This window comes from Prevotella sp. tf2-5 (assembly GCF_900115435.1).
Classification (GTDB): Bacteria; Bacteroidota; Bacteroidia; order Bacteroidales; family Bacteroidaceae; genus Prevotella.
In genome coordinates, this window is record NZ_FOWK01000001.1 from 244820 (window position 1) to 262893 (window position 18074).

The window sequence follows — 18074 nt, forward strand, 5'->3', positions numbered from 1 at the left end:
AGCGATAGGCATCATACTTTTAGCGAAAACTAAAAGAATAAAGCACTTTTTGACTGGCAATTATTTGACAATTCAGTAAAATATATTATTTTTGCAGGAGCATAACTAAAACCTTATGAAACGAGCAAAACTATTAGTGGTGGTATTGTCTGCTGTGTTTGGTCTGCAAGCACAGGAGTTACCGATTCTTGGTGGAGAGTTAAGTAACTCTGCAGTGACCTCAGTAGAGGATGTCGACGAGGTAATACCACGGATGAGGACGTTAGGGCTGAATACGGTGTTGGTGCCAGCTTACTGGGAGTTCATCGAGCCGGAGGAGGGGAAGTTTGACTTCACCCTCATCGACCGTACCATTCAACGAGCTCGTGAGAACAACCTGAAAATCATCTTCCTATGGTTTGGAGCATGGAAAAACTCTATGTCATGCTATGCTCCATTGTGGTTTAAGAAAGACACGAAACGGTTTCCCCGCGCTTGTACGAAGGAAGGAAAACCTTTGGAGATCGCCAGCGCCTTCTCTGAGAATGTGTTTCAAGCCGACAACCGTGCCTTCGAGATGCTTATCAAACATCTCGTCGCGACAGGACAGGACGTGGTCAGCATGATACAGGTGGAGAATGAGATCGGAATGCTGGAATCGGCTCGTGACCACTCAAAACTTTCCGATGAAACCTACAAAAAAGGTGTTCCATCGGAACTTGTCACCTATCTGAAAAAACATCTGGAAGAACTGCATCCGTGGCTCAAGAAACGGATAAAGCTCTCCATAGGAGCAACAACCCCCAAGTCCTCCCTAAACAGGGAGGATTTAGGTGGGTCTTCTTGGACATCCGTCTTCGGTGACGACCTCTATACGGATGAGATCTTTATGGCATATTACTATGCGAAATATGTGGGAAGACTCTGTGAGACGGCTCGTAAACACACACAGATACCCCTCTATGTCAATGCCGCCATGAACAGTCGGGGCAGGCTGCCGGGACAGTATCCGTCCGCAGGACCCCTTGCCCATCTCATCGACCTGTGGCATGCCGGCGCTCCTCAGCTCGCCATGCTTGCTCCTGACATCTATGACACGGGGTTCAAAGGGTGGGCAGACCAGTATGCGCTACCCAACAACCGTCTGTTTATCCCAGAGAGTCGTTGCTGTGAGAACAGTGGGGCGCGTGCCCTCTATGCTTTTGGTGAGCATCACGCCCTTGGTTTCTCTCCCTTTGCCATCGACCAAGCTCCCCCTCGTGAGACAGAGAATATCACAAAGGCATACGACCTTATCCGCCAACTCTCACATCTTCTCCCCCTCAACAGGGGGAACCAGAGAGGGTCCTCATGGGGTCTTCTCTTCGATCATCAGGACAAGGAGCGTATCATTAAAGACGGGAATATCGTCATGACTTGCCGACATTATTATACCCTCCCCTGGGATCCCCGTGCCACGAACGATTCCATCTGGCAGGAGGGAGGCGCCATCCTCATGAGACTTGCCGATGACGAATATCTGCTTGCCGGTAGTGGAGTCGTCGTCAGCTTTGCCACCGCCTATGAGAAATCATTGGAGGAAGAAAGAGTACTTGGCGAGGACGGGTTTGTTACTGAAGGAGCGACAAGAACCATACAAGACTCCAAAAAGTCCCATTTCAACGGAAAACGAGTGGGGATTGGCTTTGTCGATGAGGTGAGAATCGACGAAAACGGACATATAAAATATATCCGAAGGCATAATGGAGACCAGGATCATCAGGGTCGCCATGCCAGGATTCCTTGTGGAACTTGGAAGATTCTACACATAAAAACGTATGATTTCTAAATAGTTATCTTTGTAAACAGAATCATTTAAACAGATAAACGATGAATATTGGAGACAAGGCGCCTGAGATATTAGGCAAGGATGAACAGGGACGGGATATCCGTCTGAGTGATTACAAAGGACGTAAGTTAGTGCTTTACTTCTATCCGAAAGACAATACCAGCGGGTGTACCGCGGAGGCTTGCAGCCTGCGGGACCACTATGGGGAGTTGCAGGGCGCAGGTTATGAGGTGGTTGGCGTGAGCAAGGACTCCGCCGCCTCGCATGTGAAGTTCAAGGAGAAGCATGAACTGCCCTTCCCATTGATTGCTGATGTGGACAAGACACTGATGGAGGCGATGGGTGCCTGGGGCGAGAAGGTCATGTATGGCAAGAAGACGACGGGTACTATCCGCACTACCTTTATTATCAATGAGGAGGGTATCATAGAACAGATTTTTGTCGGCAAACAGGTGAAGACAAAGGAACATGCCGAGCAGATCCTCGAGAGATAAGAAATGGCACGAAATCTTACATTCCAATGCCTGCTATCATTGTCGCCAATACCTTCTATACCCCTATTCCAATGCCTGGAATCCCCCTATAACAGATATTGGAACAAGGTGAAGGAGATACTGGAACAAGCTATCGCAGATACTGGAATCTCTCGCATTACAGATTACGGATTACAGTTAGCGAATTTCAGATTTCAGATTTCAGTAAGCGTTTTGACAGTTGACAGTTGACAGTTGACAGTTTATCATTTTCACCGGATTTTCAAACAAACAAACAGTAAACAGTAATCGAAAATGAATGATGACTACACAAAATAAATATATTAATATATTATATATTATTATATATATATTATATATAATATATATATAATAAAAATAGTGGTCAACTTTTTTAGTACGACTCAACAAACTGTTTACTGTTTGTTTGTTTGCGTTTGCTTACTGAGATTCTGAGACTGGGACTGCCATTACCATACGGAAAAGGTTGACACCCTACCCGGGGAATCGTTGACGCTTTTTCTAAGAACGTTGACGCTTACCCTGGAAAAGTTGACTCTCACTAATTGTCAACTGTCAAACTGTCAAATTCACTTACTGAAATCTGAAATCTGAAATTCGCTAACTGTAATCTGTAATCTGAAATGCTTGCCGTATAGATAACAGGTTACTAGTGACGGGGTGTTTGTGCCTACCTTCGAGGGAGAAAGGTACGCCCTTCGAGGGAGAAAGGTACGCCCTTTATACATCGGCATTCCAACCACATTGTAGCAGGGATAGCAGGATTTTATGCAACAGCACATTTATTACATCAAGTATGCATTGCGATTTGCCGATATGCTCACATACGGCACGAAGGAGCGGTACCACTAACCTATATAAATTAGGTGTGCTGTCGGACCTGGAACTCCGTAGTATAACCGGTCACGAGTCGCAGAAGAACTTTGAGGGCTACATCCGGATAGGCATCTCGGAGCAGGCCCAAAGAGTAGGCGATAAGATTAAGGCTGCTATGGAAGCGAAAAACAGGTTGATAAGTAGAAAAACACTAAGCGGTTTCAACTGTCAACCAGTCAAATGATGAAAATATGCACGAGAAGCAACTTTTTCCTCACAAAAACATTAGAAAAAAGTTGGATTTCGTGCTAGTTTTAAAAAATAGTTGTACCTTTGCACCAAATTATAAAAGACGGTAATTATGGAGAGTCGCAATATTATAGGTAGAGATCGTGAAATGGCAGAGTTACAACGATGCTTGGACTCCGATCGTTCAGAACTTGTCATCGTTTATGGAAGACGACGTGTTGGTAAAACATTTTTGGTAGACCAATTCTTCAATGAAACGTATGACTTTACTTTTGTCGGTGGCCACAAGCTATCACAGCGCATCCAGCTCCGTAATTTTGCCAAGGTATTGAAGAAAGCAATGAAGGAGCGGGCTCTACGTAAGTTTGCCGACTGGTTTGATGCATTTGACACCCTAGAGGAATATCTTGAATCTTTACCATTAGCAAGGAAGAAAGTGGTGTTTATCGATGAAATGCCTTGGATAGACTCGCTTCGTTCCAACTTCACAGAAGCATTTGAAAACTTCTGGAATGGGTGGGCGGCACGCCGTAAAGACATTATGTTTATTGCCAGCGGCTCAGCTACATCATGGATGATTGACAATCTTGTGGAAAATCAGGGAGGCTTACATGCCCGCATAACCTGCCAGATATACCTTCGTCCATTTACTTTGAATGAGACCGAGCAGTATCTACAGGGACGTGGATGCTTGTGGGACAGATTCCAAATAGCGCAGTGCTATATGTTCTTTGGTGGAGTCCCATTCTACTTAAGTCTTTTGGACACTAAAGATAGTCTTACGCAAAATGTTGACAGGCTCTGTTTTGCACGTGGTGGAGCACTCAGACTGGAGTTTGATGAACTTTACAATGCCCTGTTTACCAATGCCGATAAGTACGTGGACATTGTACGATTGTTAGCAGAGCGACGTTGCGGAATGACAAGTAGTGAGATTGCGAAAACGACCTCAATAGATGGGAAGCGACTTGCAAAGATGCTTAACAATCTTGAGCGTTGCGACTTCATCATGAAGTTCAGATACTATGGGAAGAATAGCAACGATGCCATTTATAAACTGACAGACTTCTATACCCTATTCTATATAAAGTACATTGAGATATTTAAGGATTCATACGATGAACAGTGGTGGCAACATCACTCGATCTCACATAGTGTGGAGTCGTGGCAGGGTCTTACTTTTGAGTTATTGTGTCTGATGCATATCCGTCAAATACGGCAGGCTTTAAACATTGGTGGTGTTGCCACTGAGGTTTCCGCATGGTTCGACCAGGCAGACAAAAAGAAAGCTGTTCGAGGCTCTCAAATAGACCTCATTATTGAACGAGCCGACAGAATTATCCATCTTTGTGAAATGAAATTCAGTCAAAGTGAATATAGGATTACTGCCGATTATGAGGAGAAGCTTCGTACCAGAATGGCACTATTCAAAGAAAAGACTAAGAACAAGCAGACGTTAGTACATACCTTCGTTACAACATTTGGCGTGGCTAATGGGAAGCATTCAAGTCTTGTCCATAGCGAGGTTACTTTGGATGGGTTATTTATCGCATAAAATGGATCTGCATAATTATCATGGCAGTTAAGGCTCGCAGGTTGGGTAATGCAATTCTAACGGAAGCGATGAATAGAGTGGAGACAACTTCCAAGATAGTGAGTATACTCATGCTCTTTATCTGGGTCATTCTTCAACGCTTCGAGCATCTGCTCCGTCTTAATCCATTTCTTTTCTTTCATAACCATTTTTCGGCAAAGGTAGGAGATCAAGCCGGGATAGTCAAAAGAATTTGATCTATTTCTGCGGATATATTTTTTGTATGCTTTTTCTTAACGATTGAGAATTTATTCAAAAATTCTTTGTATTTTTGTACCCAATATAGAAAATCAAAATGAATGAGGTGAAAAATTCAACTAGAATATTTACAAGGCAACAAGTTGAAAACTTGTTGAAAGTAACTATTGGTAAAACTTTGTTACAGGTGGATACTCATGGATTGTTTGCTCATCATGAGGGTAGAGACAAAGTAAAAGGAATAGCAGGTGACATCATTGAGGAGTCTGTTCTTGGATGCAAAAAAGATAGTGAACAGAAACCAGACATTATAGTTGATGGTGTACAGACGGAATTGAAGACAACAGGAATGATTGAGCCAAAGAAAAAAGATTCGATCTATGTCTATGAGTGTAAAGAACCCGTAAGTATTACCGCTGTTTCAATTCCTGTTATTGTTAATGAGGAGTTTGAAACCTCTAACTTCTGGCACAAACTTGCCCATATGATTTGGGTGTACTATTGGTATAAGTCGCCTGTGACTGTAAAATTGGATGGGTATAAGGATTTCCCTATATTGGGATACCAATTTTACGAGTTCAGCGAGGAAGACAAAGTGTTGCTGAGGCAAGACTGGCTATTGGTTCGCGACTTTCTGATTATGATTCACCGTGAATACCATTCTCAGAGTAAGCGAGAGGAGCAATACCCACGTCTTTCTCATGAATTGCGAGGCAAACTGATGTTAATAGACACGGCACCAAAGTTTCCAAACAATCCAAGATTCCGTCTCAAGCGGGCTTATGCAACCGTTATTGCCGACCAATATTTCTCGAAGAAACATTTTGAGAAACTTAATGAACGCATTAGTAAATATGCAGACATTGACAGAAAATGCCAACTAATGACATTAAGATACAAAGGTAAGACATTCAAGCAGATGGCTAAAGAACTAAGAGTTGACATTAAATTGGATGTGAAAAACTTTGCAGAGAGTGCTGTCGTGAAAATGTTTGGAGGTCATGCTTCGAAATTAAATGATATAGAGGATTTCGCCAAGATAGGGATTATTGCTAAGAGTGTCCCTTTGTTATCTAATGGTAAGGGGAAAGAAGATATGAAACTATTCTTACCAAATCTTGTTGATTGGACGAAAGAGTCAGAATTTGAGGAATCAGCAATCTACGATTACTTTGCAGGGCATCATTTTCTTCTAATTATTTATAAGCATATTGGCTGTGATGTTGTATTTGAAGGCTTCAAGAGAGTATTCTTTGACGAGAAGTTTATTATGGAGAATGTGAAGAAAACTTGGGATGATGTGCGTAACCTTATTACAAACAAAAAACTTGAGATTGTACAAAAAACGAAAAAGGATGGGAGCGTGAGGATTAATAAATCTGGCACTATTATGGAATCACCTAATTTCCCAAAACTTGCAACCCATAAAGTATTTGTTAGAGGAGGCGCATCTAAGACTTTGGATAAATATAAGACCCTTGAAATAAACGGTCTGAAAATGCTGCCTCAATATATTTGGCTCGATAAGAAATATGTACAAGAACTAATAAAATAATGGCAAAGAATATTATTCGTGTTGTAGAACTGTTTGCTGGTGTAGGAGGCTTCCGCATCGGACTTGAAGGTGCGTCAGATGCTTATGAGACTGTATGGAATAATCAGTGGGAACCTTCCACACAGCATCAAGATGCATCATTGGTGTATCGTGCACGTTTTGGAGAGAAAGGGCATTCTAATAAAGATATAAACTTGGTACCAACTACAGAAATACCAGACCATGATTTACTTGTTGGTGGATTTCCCTGTCAAGACTATTCCGTTGCTGCTTCTTTAAGCAAATCTGGTGGAATTGAAGGTAAAAAGGGAGTTCTATGGTGGCAGATATATCGTATATTATTTGAAAAAGGAGACAAACGTCCGAAGTATATCTTCTTTGAGAATGTAGATCGCCTTTTAAATTCACCAGCAACACAAAGAGGACGTGACTTTGCTATTATTCTGGCTTCTTTGGCAGATTTGGGATATATTGTAGAATGGCGTATCATTAATGCTGCAGATTATGGAATGCCACAACGTAGAAGAAGAACCTATATTGTCGGATACCAAACAGATACAGTTATCGCCCAGAAAATGGAATCAATGGCAGACTGGGTTGAATTTGATGGTGTATTAGCTAAAGCATTTGAGTATAAAGCAAAGCCTGGCACATTGTCAGAATTTAATATTGAAGGTACTATTCAGCAAGTTTCTGCCAAATTTAATAAAGGAAAGAAAGTAAGTCCCTTTGGCAATGCAGGTGTGATGATGAATCGTCATGTCTATTCTGTTGATGCAGAACCTGTATACGATGGTCCACGTCAAACGCTGGGAGGAAATTTGGTTGATGAGAATCTCGTGCCAGAAGATTTCTTTATTTCAGAAGAGGATTTACCAAAATGGAAATACGAGAAGGGAGCAAAGAAGATTAATCGTGTATCAAAAGAAGGATATGAATATGTCTTTTCCGAGGGTGGAATGGCTTTCCCTGACTATTTAGACCAACCGTCTCGAACTATTATAACAGGGGAGGGTGGAACTGCACCTTCACGTTTTAAACATGTAGTTAAGACAAAGTCTGGTCGTTATCGTCGTTTGTTGCCTATCGAGTTAGAACGTATGAACATGTTTCCAGACAATCATACATATCATCCTGAAGTTACTGATGGCAGACGTGCTTTCTTGATGGGAAATGCTTTAGTATGTGGTATTGTTGAACAGATAGGGAAGAGCCTATATCAGTTCATCTATGACGAGGCTCCTGTATCTTCGCGTCCTATATTTATAAAACGTGATGCAAAACCAATGCTGGACTTAGGGCTATTTGCTGATGAGAAACCTATATTTGTAGTAAATCGTCCAAAAAAAGAATATACTCTTGATAAAGCAAAGCATTTGCTAATTGGCCTTGTGAAGAAAGACAATGAAGATTATTTCTTAAAAGAAGAGCCTACAAAGATATATTATACAGGTAAGACTTCTTCATTCCCTTCGACAGTGGCATTGAATAAACTCTATTATTTCATGCCTTATATTAAGGAAAAAGGTGTTCGTGACCTATATTTGATTCGTGTGGCTAGGGTTGGGAGTAAGGCAGAAATACATCCAGAGTCAAAAGATGAAGACCCAAGACTTGTGTTTGAATTGGAATACTTAGAGAGCCTACCAAATTATGAAATGATAAAGCTTAATAGGTATTGGTTTAAGGATACATTATTAGGGAAGATTTTTAGAGAGTAATATCAGTGATTTATATAATTTACAAATTGCCCACTGATAGTAATGGTAGCATTGAAGACTGATTTTATATGTATACATTACTATGATTGTGAGTATACTTCTTTCACCATTTGATGCAGTAACTCACGTGCTTTTTCAAGATCCATTGTCTCAGTGTCTTGAGTGGTCATAATCGGTTCGTCAATATTTTTATTGTATGTTTAATACACAGGCTTCACCACTTCCACCCTCATTCCGAGGGCGGCAATGATACGGTAGAATACACCAACACTGGGGGTAATGACGCCATTTTCTATCTTTGAGATGTATGATTTTGTGGTCTGTGTACGCTCAGCTAGTTCGCTTTGAGTCATCTTAGCCTCTTTGCGAGCATCCTGAAGTATCTGACCTGAATAGAACGAATAGGCAGCCTCTTCGGCTCTTGCACGTTCGGGAGTACCTTCCTTACCGAACTTGGCATCAAGAACGGCATCGTAGTCAACGATTTTGTGATTGTTTGTCATGGGTGCAAAGTTAGCAAAAGTTGTCGGATTATGCAACTTTTTGAGGAGATTTTTATTCAAAACGTGCTATGATACTCTATAAAACGCTTGCCAAAGTATCTCTGAATGTCATGATATTATAGGAACTGATACTTAAAAAGTGATGTCAGGTACCTGTCCCTTCTGACATTGGGCGTCTTCAAAAAACCGCATAAACCGCAACCTGTTCTGAGAGGCAATCTGCTGGCTACAGCCCAGCATTTCGGCTATCGTCTCAACTGAATATTGAATCATGTCCCTCGCAAAACAATCTGCCTCATTCTGGAAACGAGGTGATGACAGGCTAATGTCGGGGGATGACTTTACCTTCTTGCTCTGGCAAGCGTCTCCTTTCGTCGCCGAGCGGTCATTCATTATCTTTGCGGAAGCGAGTATTATCTGCATATTTGACTTCTACCCATTTAATTGTTCTTCAAGAAATTCTGCTGCATCAGCTACACAGTCAGGACATTCTCTGAGTACCACCTTTGTTCCGATACCTTTCAGCAGCTTGCATTGTGTGGCTCCGTTTCTCTCTTGGAACTTGGTCATTATCTGACGCATCTGTTTCATGGACTTTGCCTTATCTTTGTTAACTAATCCCAGAACGAGGCCAGATCCAACAAGTGCGCCACATGTACCTTCCATATTTCCCATACCACCACCAAAAGCCCCAGCAATGTTCATGGCTTCATCCTCACTGATTCCAGCTATATCTGCGTAGGTGTGAAGAATTGCTTGGGCGCAATTATGGCTGTTGCACCTCTTTTTCTCTGCTGCTATTTGTTTTCTTGTTTCCATTTATTCTTTTTTCTTTTTGAGTTTATTTTTTAACCGCTTGTAGCCCTCAACACCAAGAATTGTAAGACCTCCATATTGACAGGTCTTAGCCAATCCGAATAGTATAGTCCATAAGAATCCCTTTGCAGCAACACTTGTTGGTAGCAGCATCTGGGCGAAGGAAAGGATATAGAAGGGTATGCAGCACAAAAGAACAATAACACCAGTTCTGAAAGAGAGCGACTGGAGCCAGTGTTTCACTATATGAAAAAAATGAATGAAGGCATCCTTTGGGGCATACCATATCATTCTTGGCCCTTCCCAGCGCATCACTTCACGGATGGCCTCGCGCTCTTTAGGAGCATAGCAATGGGTAGGACAATCCTTGCAAGCTGTCTTCTGTTCGCCATACGTGCAATGATCAAGACGACGACAAGCGAAGTCTGCCAGATGCAAGTATTCATCCGGCATTGTGTCCTGATGAAGATGATGGCGACAATACAGCTCAATCATCTTACGGACTATTCGCTTCTCTTGCTCAATCCTGGTCATTTCATTCTGCCATATTTCATTTCTTCACCCTGTTTATCATACTGTTTACGCTTACCAACGGGAGGTTCAGTCAGAGTAATCCTAACCACTGCTGTCCGTTCGAGACTTCTGGCAATAGCATCATCGAAAGCATCCATATGATGAGGGAGAAAACGCTGGCAGATAGCTCTCAGACCAGCAATCTTCTCTTCGTGGTCTGTCACAATCTCTGCCTTGCCTACGGCGGTTGCAGATTTGTATTGTAGCGTAAAACTTCCATCTTTAGGGCCAACCGTAGGCGCACATTTAGTAACTGCCGAGAGGAATACAGTCGGACAGTGACGGATGCAGTCCAACTTGTCACCCTCCAAGGCACAATGGAAATAGAAGGTTTTCTCGTCTGTGCGTACCAACGACAGAGGTAATCCGTATGGACTCCCATCTGATTTAATCATGCTGACTGTAACATATGGTGCCTTATCTAACACCTCCAAAGCGAAGGCGGCATCCATCTCTCTACTTGCTTTTCTCATAGTTGTTTATTCACTAATGCTATAAGTATGTACACTTGAACCTTGGGCTGATGGCAGGTAATTGATACCCCACCAACACATTTGTAAGAGTACGAACGATATGATGATTATCCAAAGGGCCAGCCGCTCACGATGGAGTTGTAACTGGCGGTAGTGGACGTAGATGAGGTAGGCTAGCCAAGTGATGGCAGCCCACGTTTCTTTAGGATCCCACGACCAGTAGTGGCCCCATGCCTCCTTGGCCCATAGGGCACCAAAAAGCATGCCTATGGTGAGGAAGGCAAGACCGACATAAACGAGGTTGTCCGTGATGTCAAACTCTTGGTCAGCGATGTCACTCTTTTTGATAAAGAGCAGATAGATAGCCATCACTGCCGCCGCACCGAGTACGGCGTAGGCGAACATATAGACGATAACATGTGGCGCAAACCAAGGACTCTGAAGGGCGGGCATCAGCGTCTTGTCGTGTATCTCCGGTTTGAACAGATTTACACAGATAAATACCAGGGCGAGAATGGTCGAGAACGACAGGATCCACTTGTACTTCCAGCGCGAATAGACGATGAGACCCGCCAACGGCAGGAAGAACGAATACCAGAGTCGCGTTTCGCCCATCGTGCGCAGTGGCGGTCGCTCCAGCGAGATCCACATAGAGAGGATGAACGAGAAGAAAAAGAGCAAGCCCAAGACAGTTGTCGCGTAGGCCATACCAGTTTTACTCTTCCACGCAGCCCATGCACCCACGGCCCAAAGCAGTACCGCTGCAATTGCGAAATATATAAAATGCTCCCAACTCATACGCGTTTCCTCCCACCAATAACAAACATACAAACCGCTCCTGCCAGCATCATATAAATACCTGTATAGACAAATGGCAGCCACGGGTCGCTCACCAGTTCGAGTATTGATATCTGGCTCTGAGCCCCCATCTGCGTGTCGTAGCCGTACTGATAGATTTTCCAGCCGTCCACCTCGTAGGGCATGTTCACATCAATGGTAGTCTCGATATTCTTGCCCGTCTTCGTCAGTATCTGTATCTCCGAAGCAAAGCGCTTGGCCGAGCCGTCGTCGTAGGTTTCCATGATGAACTTCTTCAGTTCGATGGCCAGATCCATTTCTTTGATAGCACCTCCTTGCTCCATTGCGCGCCATTCAGGTTCGCCAACGCTACAAATCATTTTTACGCGCTGTATGTCGGCATTGCCAAGCGTGGCAGTGGTCAATGCTATGAAAAGGCCGAGATGGTTCAATAAGAAAGGTACATCGCGCTTCATCGACCACTCACCTCTGAATATTTGACGTAATCTGCGATGGATGGTGAGTCCCAGAATCACCGTGATATACACATAAATAAGTACGAACGGCCAGAACGACAGCATATTGTTCAGCCACGTGCCGTTTGCTTGCTGTCGTGTCAGTCCCATGATAATGGTCAGCGCAACAGCATATACCATAGCTGGGATGGCTGCTTGATACGTTGTCATCCATTGGAAGGCATATATTTTTTTACGCAAGTACGCCATCGCTGTCAACATCACAAAGAATCCTGCCAGCACAATGGCGTTAGCTGGCCACGCAAATGCATCCCACATCACAGGACCCACGCTCAGTTCCAGCATCAGTCCTGCAAAGATAAGGCCTCCTCCAATGAGGAAGCCTTCCTTAAATGTCCAGGGTTTCGTCCACATCAGATTTCAATCAGTTTTCCGTTCTTTTTCGCCTCTTCAATCCACTTGGGCACGATTTCCTGCAGGAAGCGTTGCTTGTTCTCGTTCAGCTTTTGCATGTTGAGACCGATGGCAGCCTGAGCCTTTGCCTTGGTGCTATAATCAGGCACAGGGATGGCTTCGGTATGTCCGTGCTTGGCGGCTACGCGGGCGATGAGCAAACGGGCCTGCTGGGCATAGTCGACAGAGTGGGAGAGCAGACGGGTAACTTCCTGAGGCGCATGGAAAGTAGCACCATGAGAGGCGATGGCATAGTCCCAACGCCACTGGCTCTTGCGCAACAAAGCCTGGATAGGAGCCATCTCAGCCTCTGTAGCTCCCTTGTCGATGATGAACTTAGCCTCGAAATGGGCACGGGCCAGTTCCTGCTCGGCACGGTTGCGCACCTCGTTGCACTTCTCCTGACGGTCGTACACATTCTGGCGCAGCACCTCGGCATCCTGACGGTGACAGGTCTGACAAGTGCGGTCAATCTTGGCCAATGGCGACTGAATCTGGTGGTCAGAGAACTTCACGCCACCTTCCTGCTTATAGGGCATGTGACAGTCGGCACACGATACGCCGCGCTGAGCATGGATACCGTGCTGCGACATCTCCCAACCCGGATGCTGAGCCTTCAGAATCTTCGTGCCAGATAGCGGATGGATATAGTCGTAGAAACCAATCTCGTCGTAGTATTCCTCGGCAGCCTCGCAGGTTAATCCCTTGTCGTGCGGGAATACCAGATAGTTGGCCTTGCCGGGATTCTTCTCGTCGTTAGGCTTGATGAAGTAGTACTCCACGTGGCACTGAGCGCATACCAGCGAACGCATTTCCTGATGGGTAGCATTCTTCACATCCAGACCACGACGGGCAAAGGCCTCGTAGAGGGCAGGACGGGCAGGGCGCAAATCCATGGTGCGGGCATCGTGACAGTCTGAGCAGCCGATGGTATTCACCTCTTCAGCTCCTAACTCACTCCACTTCTTAGCATAGAAGTTAGCAGGATCAAATTGATCCTTACCATTACCCAGTTCGCGCATCATGCGAGGCACATCGGGTCCCTTACACGTCCAGCAGGTGGCGGGCTGCATATCTACGGCGATAGAATCGCTTCCATCGGCAGTCTTTACCATAATGCCTGGATTACCCGTACGCAAAATCTTGCGCATATCCTCAAGGGCGTGCTTATGTCCACGAGGGGTATTGTAGTGGCGCGAGAAGGCATAGCCAGCCCACAGCACCACCATCTCAGGACGCTGCTCGAGCACATCTACCTCCTGCGACGAGTTGTACTTTGATTTGAACGTGGTGTCCTCTGTCATCGCCCACGTCTCGTACTCACGCGGATAGTCAGCCTTGAACTTCTCGTTCTGAGCGATTATTTCATCCTCAAACACAGTACGCTTGTTGTTGAACACACTGGCCACCTCGGCCCTGCGCTCCATCAGCGACGACACAAGCAGTCCCAGGATAAAGACTACTGCCATAGATCCTCCGAAGAGTATCCAACCTTGCCATTTTTTCAATTGCTTTGCCATAATATTTCTTTTTTATTTATTTGCGATGTTTGTTGAATTTTTCATTTCATCATATTCTGAAGCCATTCCGGCACAGGCGATGGTGGTAGGGGAGTCACCCCCTCGGCTCCAGGTGTTGCCATCAGCGAGTTCATGCCACCGTGGGGCACGTTACGATGACAGTCCCAGCACACCTTGCCGCCTGTAGCCAACTGCTGCATATAGCCCATGCGGCCTGTCTTCACAAACTCCGTGTTCAGCTGTGTGTGGCAGCGGATACAATTGTCCATCACTACCTGACCTGTTAGCTTCTCGGCCTTGATGGCCTGATGCTCCATGTGGCCCACGAAATACACTGTGTGCTTTAAACCGTCGACTGCCTTGAAACCGTAATATACGGCGAGATTCTGATGGGGCACATGGCAATCGTTGCAAGTGGCACCGTTTGACTGATGGTCGATACGTCCGTGAGAGGAGTGGCTCCACGTAGCATAGTAAGGCGTCATGATGTGGCAGTTGACGCAGGCCGACGGGTTGTCACCTATAAAATAAGTATGCGCCCTAAGCAGATACATAAACAATCCGCCGAGGCCGCATACGACGCCTGCTATCACCAGCAAACCCACCTTCTGTCGATACGATAGCCAGTCTTTAAAAGCAAAAAAATCTTTCAGCTTCATTCGTTATAGGTATATTTATATTGCAAATATACGGAAAATATTCCAAACTGCCTAATTATAGGACATAATAATTGTTAATCCGCCATTCTCTTCTCAAATCTGAACAGCCCGTCATATCATGCACTCAGTGGCATAACTGTTTGCCATACCATTTATATCCAAAAAGTCCCGGCTTGCAAATGCAGGTCGGGGCTTTGATCTTGTGTCTAGTGGCATCTGCTTACGAGACCTCAATGGCCTTGGTGACTTTCTCCAGTGGTCTTCATGGAAGTGGCTGGAGAAGACATACATGGGCTTCTCGCTCTGTATCACGCTGTCCATCACACCACTGGGATCAAGCCAGTAGTCGAATACCTGGATGGACTGCTCCGTTTCGAGCACAAAGCCACTATGGAAGATGTAGGTCAGCGTCATTTTTCTTTTCAAACTTGAAAAGTCCGTCCTCTTGGTCGAACTGCTCAGGCATATTGGGGTCTGGGTGATGCTCATTGAAAAACTCAACGGCATGGAAGCCACAGCGGTTGATGTAGAAGTGGATATTCCGGCGGTCGAAATACGGAGTACAGGTTTCCCATACTTCTATCTCAGGATGCATGGCTTCTATAGATTTCCTGATGGCTTGGCCGATACCTTTGCTCTGAACACCCACCTTCACATAGAGGAAAGCCAACTCGCCTATAACGCCGTTAACGGTAATGATGGCACCGCCCACACGTTGGCCATCCTCGCTGATGGCTTCGTAGGCTTCGGCACCTTCTGCCTCTAATGATTGGTAGAAGTCCTTGTCAGGTAGCACCTGCCACTGATTATCGTCTTTGTAATATGCCATAAATCCATGCTGGAATGCCTCCTGCATTTCTTCCTTGAAAGCGATGGTATGCTCCTCCGAGAGTCTGATAAGATTAATTGAATCTTTAAAACCAAAGAACTGTTTCAATCCTTTTCTCTCTTTCAGGTCATCTACGGTAAAACCATAATGCTTTGCTGCAGCAAGGGTGATAACATGTTCGAGGAAGTCAACGTAGGAAAGAGCGAACCACTCCTTGGGAATATCCACGTTGATGGTTCCTCCGCCATAATGACTGCCTTCGTTCCAGGCTTCGTCAAGCTCGGCTTCATAGGTTCCATCATCCTTCTTGTTGAAGCAGTACCACGATGCCCATTCCTCCATACCCTCTATGTAATGGCCTTCGAAATGTGGGGCAGAGTGCGACTTCGGCGAATAGGTGGCCTCGCCCTTCTTCGCATCCCTCCGATAGATCATGAATTTCTCCTTGTGCATAGTCAATTCTCCTAAAAGATGTTGCAAAATTAGTCATTTCTGATAAATTCTGAGGTTTTATGAGTAATTTATGGCTGAATTTGTGAATTATTAGGATTTATAGATGGGTAACATCAAGATAGTTTAGACAAAAACCGTCCTCGATTCATATTAAAATGTAATATCATCGGATAGCATTTGAACGTATAAGAATGCCCTTAATTGATGCTCAAACAAACGACTGCGTGTTCCCGTGGTGTTCCCTGCCTAAAATCTGAACATGAAAAAAGGAGTTAGATTTCTCTAACTCCTTGATTTCTTTGGCGCTTCAGGATGGGCTTGAACCTGAATATATGAAACTAACAGAAATTATTAGAAATTATAAGAAACTAAATACCAATAAGTTACATAAAAGGATTGAAAGGTAACAGGATGTATAAAATTCGTTAAACAACAAAAATTGGGTGCAAATTGGGTGCAACTTTCGAAGAATTATTGTACCTTTGCACCCAGTTAAACGAATAATTATATGGCACAGTTTTTTCTAAGATCAAAACGAGAAGAGGGCGAAGCACCCCTTTACACTAAGATAAGACGCAACGGTATGCAGATGTATGTCTGCACGGGCATCAAAGTTGACATCAGGGAATGGAACAAGGCACAACGTAGTTTTTCAGCCATGCAGCGTTATGAGCAGACGGAGGAAGGTGCTAAGGTTCATGACCTTCAGATGCGAGTGATGAAAGCAGTTGATACGCTTTATGCCGAAGGGAAGATAAACACCAAAGAAGATAAGGCTATTATCGAAGAAGCCATGAACAATATCGTTACTGGTGGCACTGAGGAAATCCAGCAGGTTAAAAAGATTGCAGAAGCAAAGTCGAGGAAGTATGTCGTACAGTTCTATGAAAACTTCTTTGCAGGCATATCCGATGGTTCCATCAGTCATGGTAGCAATTCTGAGTATTCTGCCGGATCCGTCCAAGTATGGAAAACATTTGGAAGGTATCTTCATGAATACTGTGGCGGGAATGTAACCTTTGATGATATTGACAAGCCATTTGCCGACGGGTTTACGCAGTTCCTTCAGAAGAAGGATTTTATGCCGAACACAATCAACAAGAATGTTACTTGCTTCCGAAAGCTCTGTAACCTTGCTGCTATGGAGGGCTACAACAAGAATGCTGTTTCCCTTAAGGTGTGGAAGGATAGAACGGTGAAGGAAGATGAGAAACGAGCCGAGATATATCTGACCGAAGAGGAAATAGATGCTCTTTATAATCTGGAACTGACAGGTGAAAATGAGATAGTCCGCGATATTTTTGTTCTTGGTTACTTTAGTTGCCAGCGTTATAGCGACTACTGTAGGCTTCGTGAAGAAAATTTCGTAACCTACGACAAAGGACTTGGACAAATTACATTGATTCAGAAAAAGACAGGAAGAACTGTCAATGTACCCATAGTCGATGATCGGGTATATGAACTATGCGACAAGTACAACTACGACTTCCCAGAAATATCGGAGCAGAAAATGAATCTGAAGATTAAGGCAGTGGCTGCCATCTTAGCAGAAAGTACTCCGTCGTTCCAAGAGAAATATGTCACAGTGTTGACTGCTGTTGAGAAACGATCGGAAAAGACATACACAAAGTTGTTGAAGAAAAAGAAATCGGGCTCCAAGTTTACTGAGAATGAACGCAAATGGTTTGGCAAATTAAGCAAGCTCGCAGAGAAGCGCAACGGCGCACCATTATTTGAACGGAATAAGCATGGCGAGATTATTCGTCCTAAGTATGAACTTATTACTTCTCACACAGCGCGAAGAAGTGGAGCCACCAACTTATATAAATTAGATGTGCTCTCTGATCAGGAAATCCGTAGTATAACAGGACATCAATCTCAAAAGGTTTTTGAGAACTATATCCGTATTGGAATCTCAGAACAGGCCCAGAGAGTTGGTGACAAAATTCTCGCCGCCAAGGGAGCCAAGAAGAAAAAAGGTAATGCCAAGTGTTAAATTCTTCATTTCTTTCTGCAAAAAATTGTCCGTATAAAATAAAAGCTGTACTTTTGCAGCAAAAAGTGGG

The 18074-nt window shown here is 44.2% G+C and carries 18 protein-coding genes; 6 read left to right on the forward strand and 12 right to left on the reverse strand.

The window, feature by feature from the left end; all coding sequences use genetic code 11:
* Window positions 1–115: 115 nt before the first annotated feature.
* The 3 genes from BM257_RS00985 (at window position 116) to BM257_RS01000 (ending at window position 4942) form a co-directional block, all read left to right on the forward strand.
* The gene (locus tag BM257_RS00985; protein ID WP_092067336.1) at window positions 116–1807 is read left to right on the forward strand and encodes a GH35 family beta-galactosidase; all 1692 of its coding nucleotides are present in this window, start codon (window positions 116–118) and stop codon (window positions 1805–1807) included.
* Between the two features lie 41 nt (window positions 1808–1848).
* Entirely contained in the window at window positions 1849–2301 is a 453-nt protein-coding gene (gene bcp, locus BM257_RS00990) for a thioredoxin-dependent thiol peroxidase (protein ID WP_092067338.1), read from the forward strand.
* 1198 nt (window positions 2302–3499) lie between these two features.
* On the forward strand, window positions 3500–4942 hold the full coding sequence (locus BM257_RS01000) for an AAA family ATPase (protein WP_092067342.1): 1443 nt from the start codon (window positions 3500–3502) through the stop codon (window positions 4940–4942).
* A 56-nt stretch (window positions 4943–4998) separates the two neighbouring features.
* Here BM257_RS01000 and BM257_RS15065 read toward each other — a convergent pair whose 3' ends face one another.
* Complete coding sequence (locus BM257_RS15065) at window positions 4999–5124, reverse strand: hypothetical protein (protein ID WP_255405417.1); 126 nt, start codon at window positions 5122–5124, stop codon at window positions 4999–5001.
* A gap of 152 nt (window positions 5125–5276) precedes the next feature.
* On the opposite strand from BM257_RS15065, the gene BM257_RS01005 reads away from it, so the two are divergent.
* Both BM257_RS01005 and dcm read left to right on the forward strand, forming a co-directional pair.
* Window positions 5277–6734, forward strand: coding sequence for a MutH/Sau3AI family endonuclease (locus tag BM257_RS01005; protein ID WP_092067344.1), 1458 nt, complete (start codon window positions 5277–5279; stop codon window positions 6732–6734).
* Window positions 6734–8455, forward strand: a complete 1722-nt coding sequence (gene dcm / locus BM257_RS01010) for a DNA (cytosine-5-)-methyltransferase (protein WP_092067346.1) — start codon at window positions 6734–6736, stop codon at window positions 8453–8455. The genes BM257_RS01005 and dcm overlap by 1 nt, the downstream gene beginning before the upstream one ends.
* Window positions 8456–8655: 200 nt before the next feature.
* Here the strand turns inward: dcm and BM257_RS01015 are convergent, their stop codons facing one another.
* The 11 genes from BM257_RS01015 to BM257_RS15010 form a co-directional block, all read right to left on the reverse strand.
* Entirely contained in the window at window positions 8656–8958 is a 303-nt protein-coding gene (locus tag BM257_RS01015; protein WP_092067348.1) for a helix-turn-helix domain-containing protein, read from the reverse strand.
* 132 nt (window positions 8959–9090) lie between these two features.
* On the reverse strand, window positions 9091–9381 hold the full coding sequence (gene yaaA / locus BM257_RS01020; RefSeq protein ID WP_092067350.1) for a YaaA family protein: 291 nt from the start codon (window positions 9379–9381) through the stop codon (window positions 9091–9093).
* Between the two features lie 9 nt (window positions 9382–9390).
* Complete coding sequence (locus tag BM257_RS01025) at window positions 9391–9777, reverse strand: C-GCAxxG-C-C family protein (RefSeq protein ID WP_073211496.1); 387 nt, start codon at window positions 9775–9777, stop codon at window positions 9391–9393.
* Window positions 9778–10308, reverse strand: a complete 531-nt coding sequence (locus BM257_RS01030; protein WP_092067352.1) for a nitrous oxide-stimulated promoter family protein — start codon at window positions 10306–10308, stop codon at window positions 9778–9780.
* Entirely contained in the window at window positions 10305–10820 is a 516-nt protein-coding gene (locus BM257_RS01035) for a pyridoxamine 5'-phosphate oxidase family protein (RefSeq protein WP_028913134.1), read from the reverse strand. Before BM257_RS01035 ends, BM257_RS01030 begins: the two co-directional genes overlap by 4 nt.
* Before the next feature lie 6 nt (window positions 10821–10826).
* On the reverse strand, window positions 10827–11618 hold the full coding sequence (ccsA, locus tag BM257_RS01040) for a cytochrome c biogenesis protein CcsA (protein ID WP_073211487.1): 792 nt from the start codon (window positions 11616–11618) through the stop codon (window positions 10827–10829).
* Window positions 11615–12508 (reverse strand): cytochrome c biogenesis ResB family protein, encoded by an 894-nt coding sequence (locus tag BM257_RS01045; RefSeq protein ID WP_073211482.1) that lies wholly within the window; start codon window positions 12506–12508, stop codon window positions 11615–11617. The genes ccsA and BM257_RS01045 overlap by 4 nt, the downstream gene beginning before the upstream one ends.
* Window positions 12508–14067, reverse strand: coding sequence for an ammonia-forming cytochrome c nitrite reductase (gene nrfA / locus BM257_RS01050; protein ID WP_092067354.1), 1560 nt, complete (start codon window positions 14065–14067; stop codon window positions 12508–12510). The genes BM257_RS01045 and nrfA overlap by 1 nt, the downstream gene beginning before the upstream one ends.
* A gap of 41 nt (window positions 14068–14108) precedes the next feature.
* Window positions 14109–14726, reverse strand: coding sequence for a NapC/NirT family cytochrome c (locus BM257_RS01055; RefSeq protein ID WP_091838643.1), 618 nt, complete (start codon window positions 14724–14726; stop codon window positions 14109–14111).
* Window positions 14727–14837: 111 nt separating this feature from the next.
* On the reverse strand, window positions 14838–15140 hold the full coding sequence (locus tag BM257_RS15245) for an MBL fold metallo-hydrolase (protein ID WP_177215970.1): 303 nt from the start codon (window positions 15138–15140) through the stop codon (window positions 14838–14840).
* Window positions 15115–16008 carry a GNAT family N-acetyltransferase gene (locus BM257_RS15010; protein ID WP_218154486.1) on the reverse strand — a complete coding sequence of 298 codons (894 nt, stop codon included), beginning with the start codon at window positions 16006–16008 and terminating at the stop codon, window positions 15115–15117. The genes BM257_RS15245 and BM257_RS15010 overlap by 26 nt, the downstream gene beginning before the upstream one ends.
* A 508-nt stretch (window positions 16009–16516) precedes the next feature.
* Between BM257_RS15010 and BM257_RS01070 the strand changes: the two genes are divergently transcribed.
* Window positions 16517–18004 (forward strand): phage integrase SAM-like domain-containing protein, encoded by a 1488-nt coding sequence (locus tag BM257_RS01070; RefSeq protein ID WP_092067356.1) that lies wholly within the window; start codon window positions 16517–16519, stop codon window positions 18002–18004.
* Window positions 18005–18074: the final 70 nt, after the last annotated feature.

Bases quoted from the DNA above. Each gene is read 5' to 3' on its own strand.
- BM257_RS00985 (WP_092067336.1), top strand. From the start codon at position 116: ATGAAACGAGCAAAACTATTAGTGGTGGTATTGTCTGCTGTGTTTGGT.
- bcp (WP_092067338.1), top strand. From the start codon at position 1,849: ATGAATATTGGAGACAAGGCGCCTGAGATATTAGGCAAGGATGAACAG.
- BM257_RS01000 (WP_092067342.1), top strand. From the start codon at position 3,500: ATGGAGAGTCGCAATATTATAGGTAGAGATCGTGAAATGGCAGAGTTA.
- BM257_RS15065 (WP_255405417.1), bottom strand. From the start codon at position 5,124: ATGAAAGAAAAGAAATGGATTAAGACGGAGCAGATGCTCGAAGCGTTG.
- BM257_RS01005 (WP_092067344.1), top strand. From the start codon at position 5,277: ATGAATGAGGTGAAAAATTCAACTAGAATATTTACAAGGCAACAAGTT.
- dcm (WP_092067346.1), top strand. From the start codon at position 6,734: ATGGCAAAGAATATTATTCGTGTTGTAGAACTGTTTGCTGGTGTAGGA.
- BM257_RS01015 (WP_092067348.1), bottom strand. From the start codon at position 8,958: ATGACAAACAATCACAAAATCGTTGACTACGATGCCGTTCTTGATGCC.
- yaaA (WP_092067350.1), bottom strand. From the start codon at position 9,381: ATGCAGATAATACTCGCTTCCGCAAAGATAATGAATGACCGCTCGGCG.
- BM257_RS01025 (WP_073211496.1), bottom strand. From the start codon at position 9,777: ATGGAAACAAGAAAACAAATAGCAGCAGAGAAAAAGAGGTGCAACAGC.
- BM257_RS01030 (WP_092067352.1), bottom strand. From the start codon at position 10,308: ATGACCAGGATTGAGCAAGAGAAGCGAATAGTCCGTAAGATGATTGAG.
- BM257_RS01035 (WP_028913134.1), bottom strand. From the start codon at position 10,820: ATGAGAAAAGCAAGTAGAGAGATGGATGCCGCCTTCGCTTTGGAGGTG.
- ccsA (WP_073211487.1), bottom strand. From the start codon at position 11,618: ATGAGTTGGGAGCATTTTATATATTTCGCAATTGCAGCGGTACTGCTT.
- BM257_RS01045 (WP_073211482.1), bottom strand. From the start codon at position 12,508: ATGTGGACGAAACCCTGGACATTTAAGGAAGGCTTCCTCATTGGAGGA.
- nrfA (WP_092067354.1), bottom strand. From the start codon at position 14,067: ATGGCAAAGCAATTGAAAAAATGGCAAGGTTGGATACTCTTCGGAGGA.
- BM257_RS01055 (WP_091838643.1), bottom strand. From the start codon at position 14,726: ATGAAGCTGAAAGATTTTTTTGCTTTTAAAGACTGGCTATCGTATCGA.
- BM257_RS15245 (WP_177215970.1), bottom strand. From the start codon at position 15,140: ATGACGCTGACCTACATCTTCCATAGTGGCTTTGTGCTCGAAACGGAG.
- BM257_RS15010 (WP_218154486.1), bottom strand. From the start codon at position 16,008: ATGCACAAGGAGAAATTCATGATCTATCGGAGGGATGCGAAGAAGGGC.
- BM257_RS01070 (WP_092067356.1), top strand. From the start codon at position 16,517: ATGGCACAGTTTTTTCTAAGATCAAAACGAGAAGAGGGCGAAGCACCC.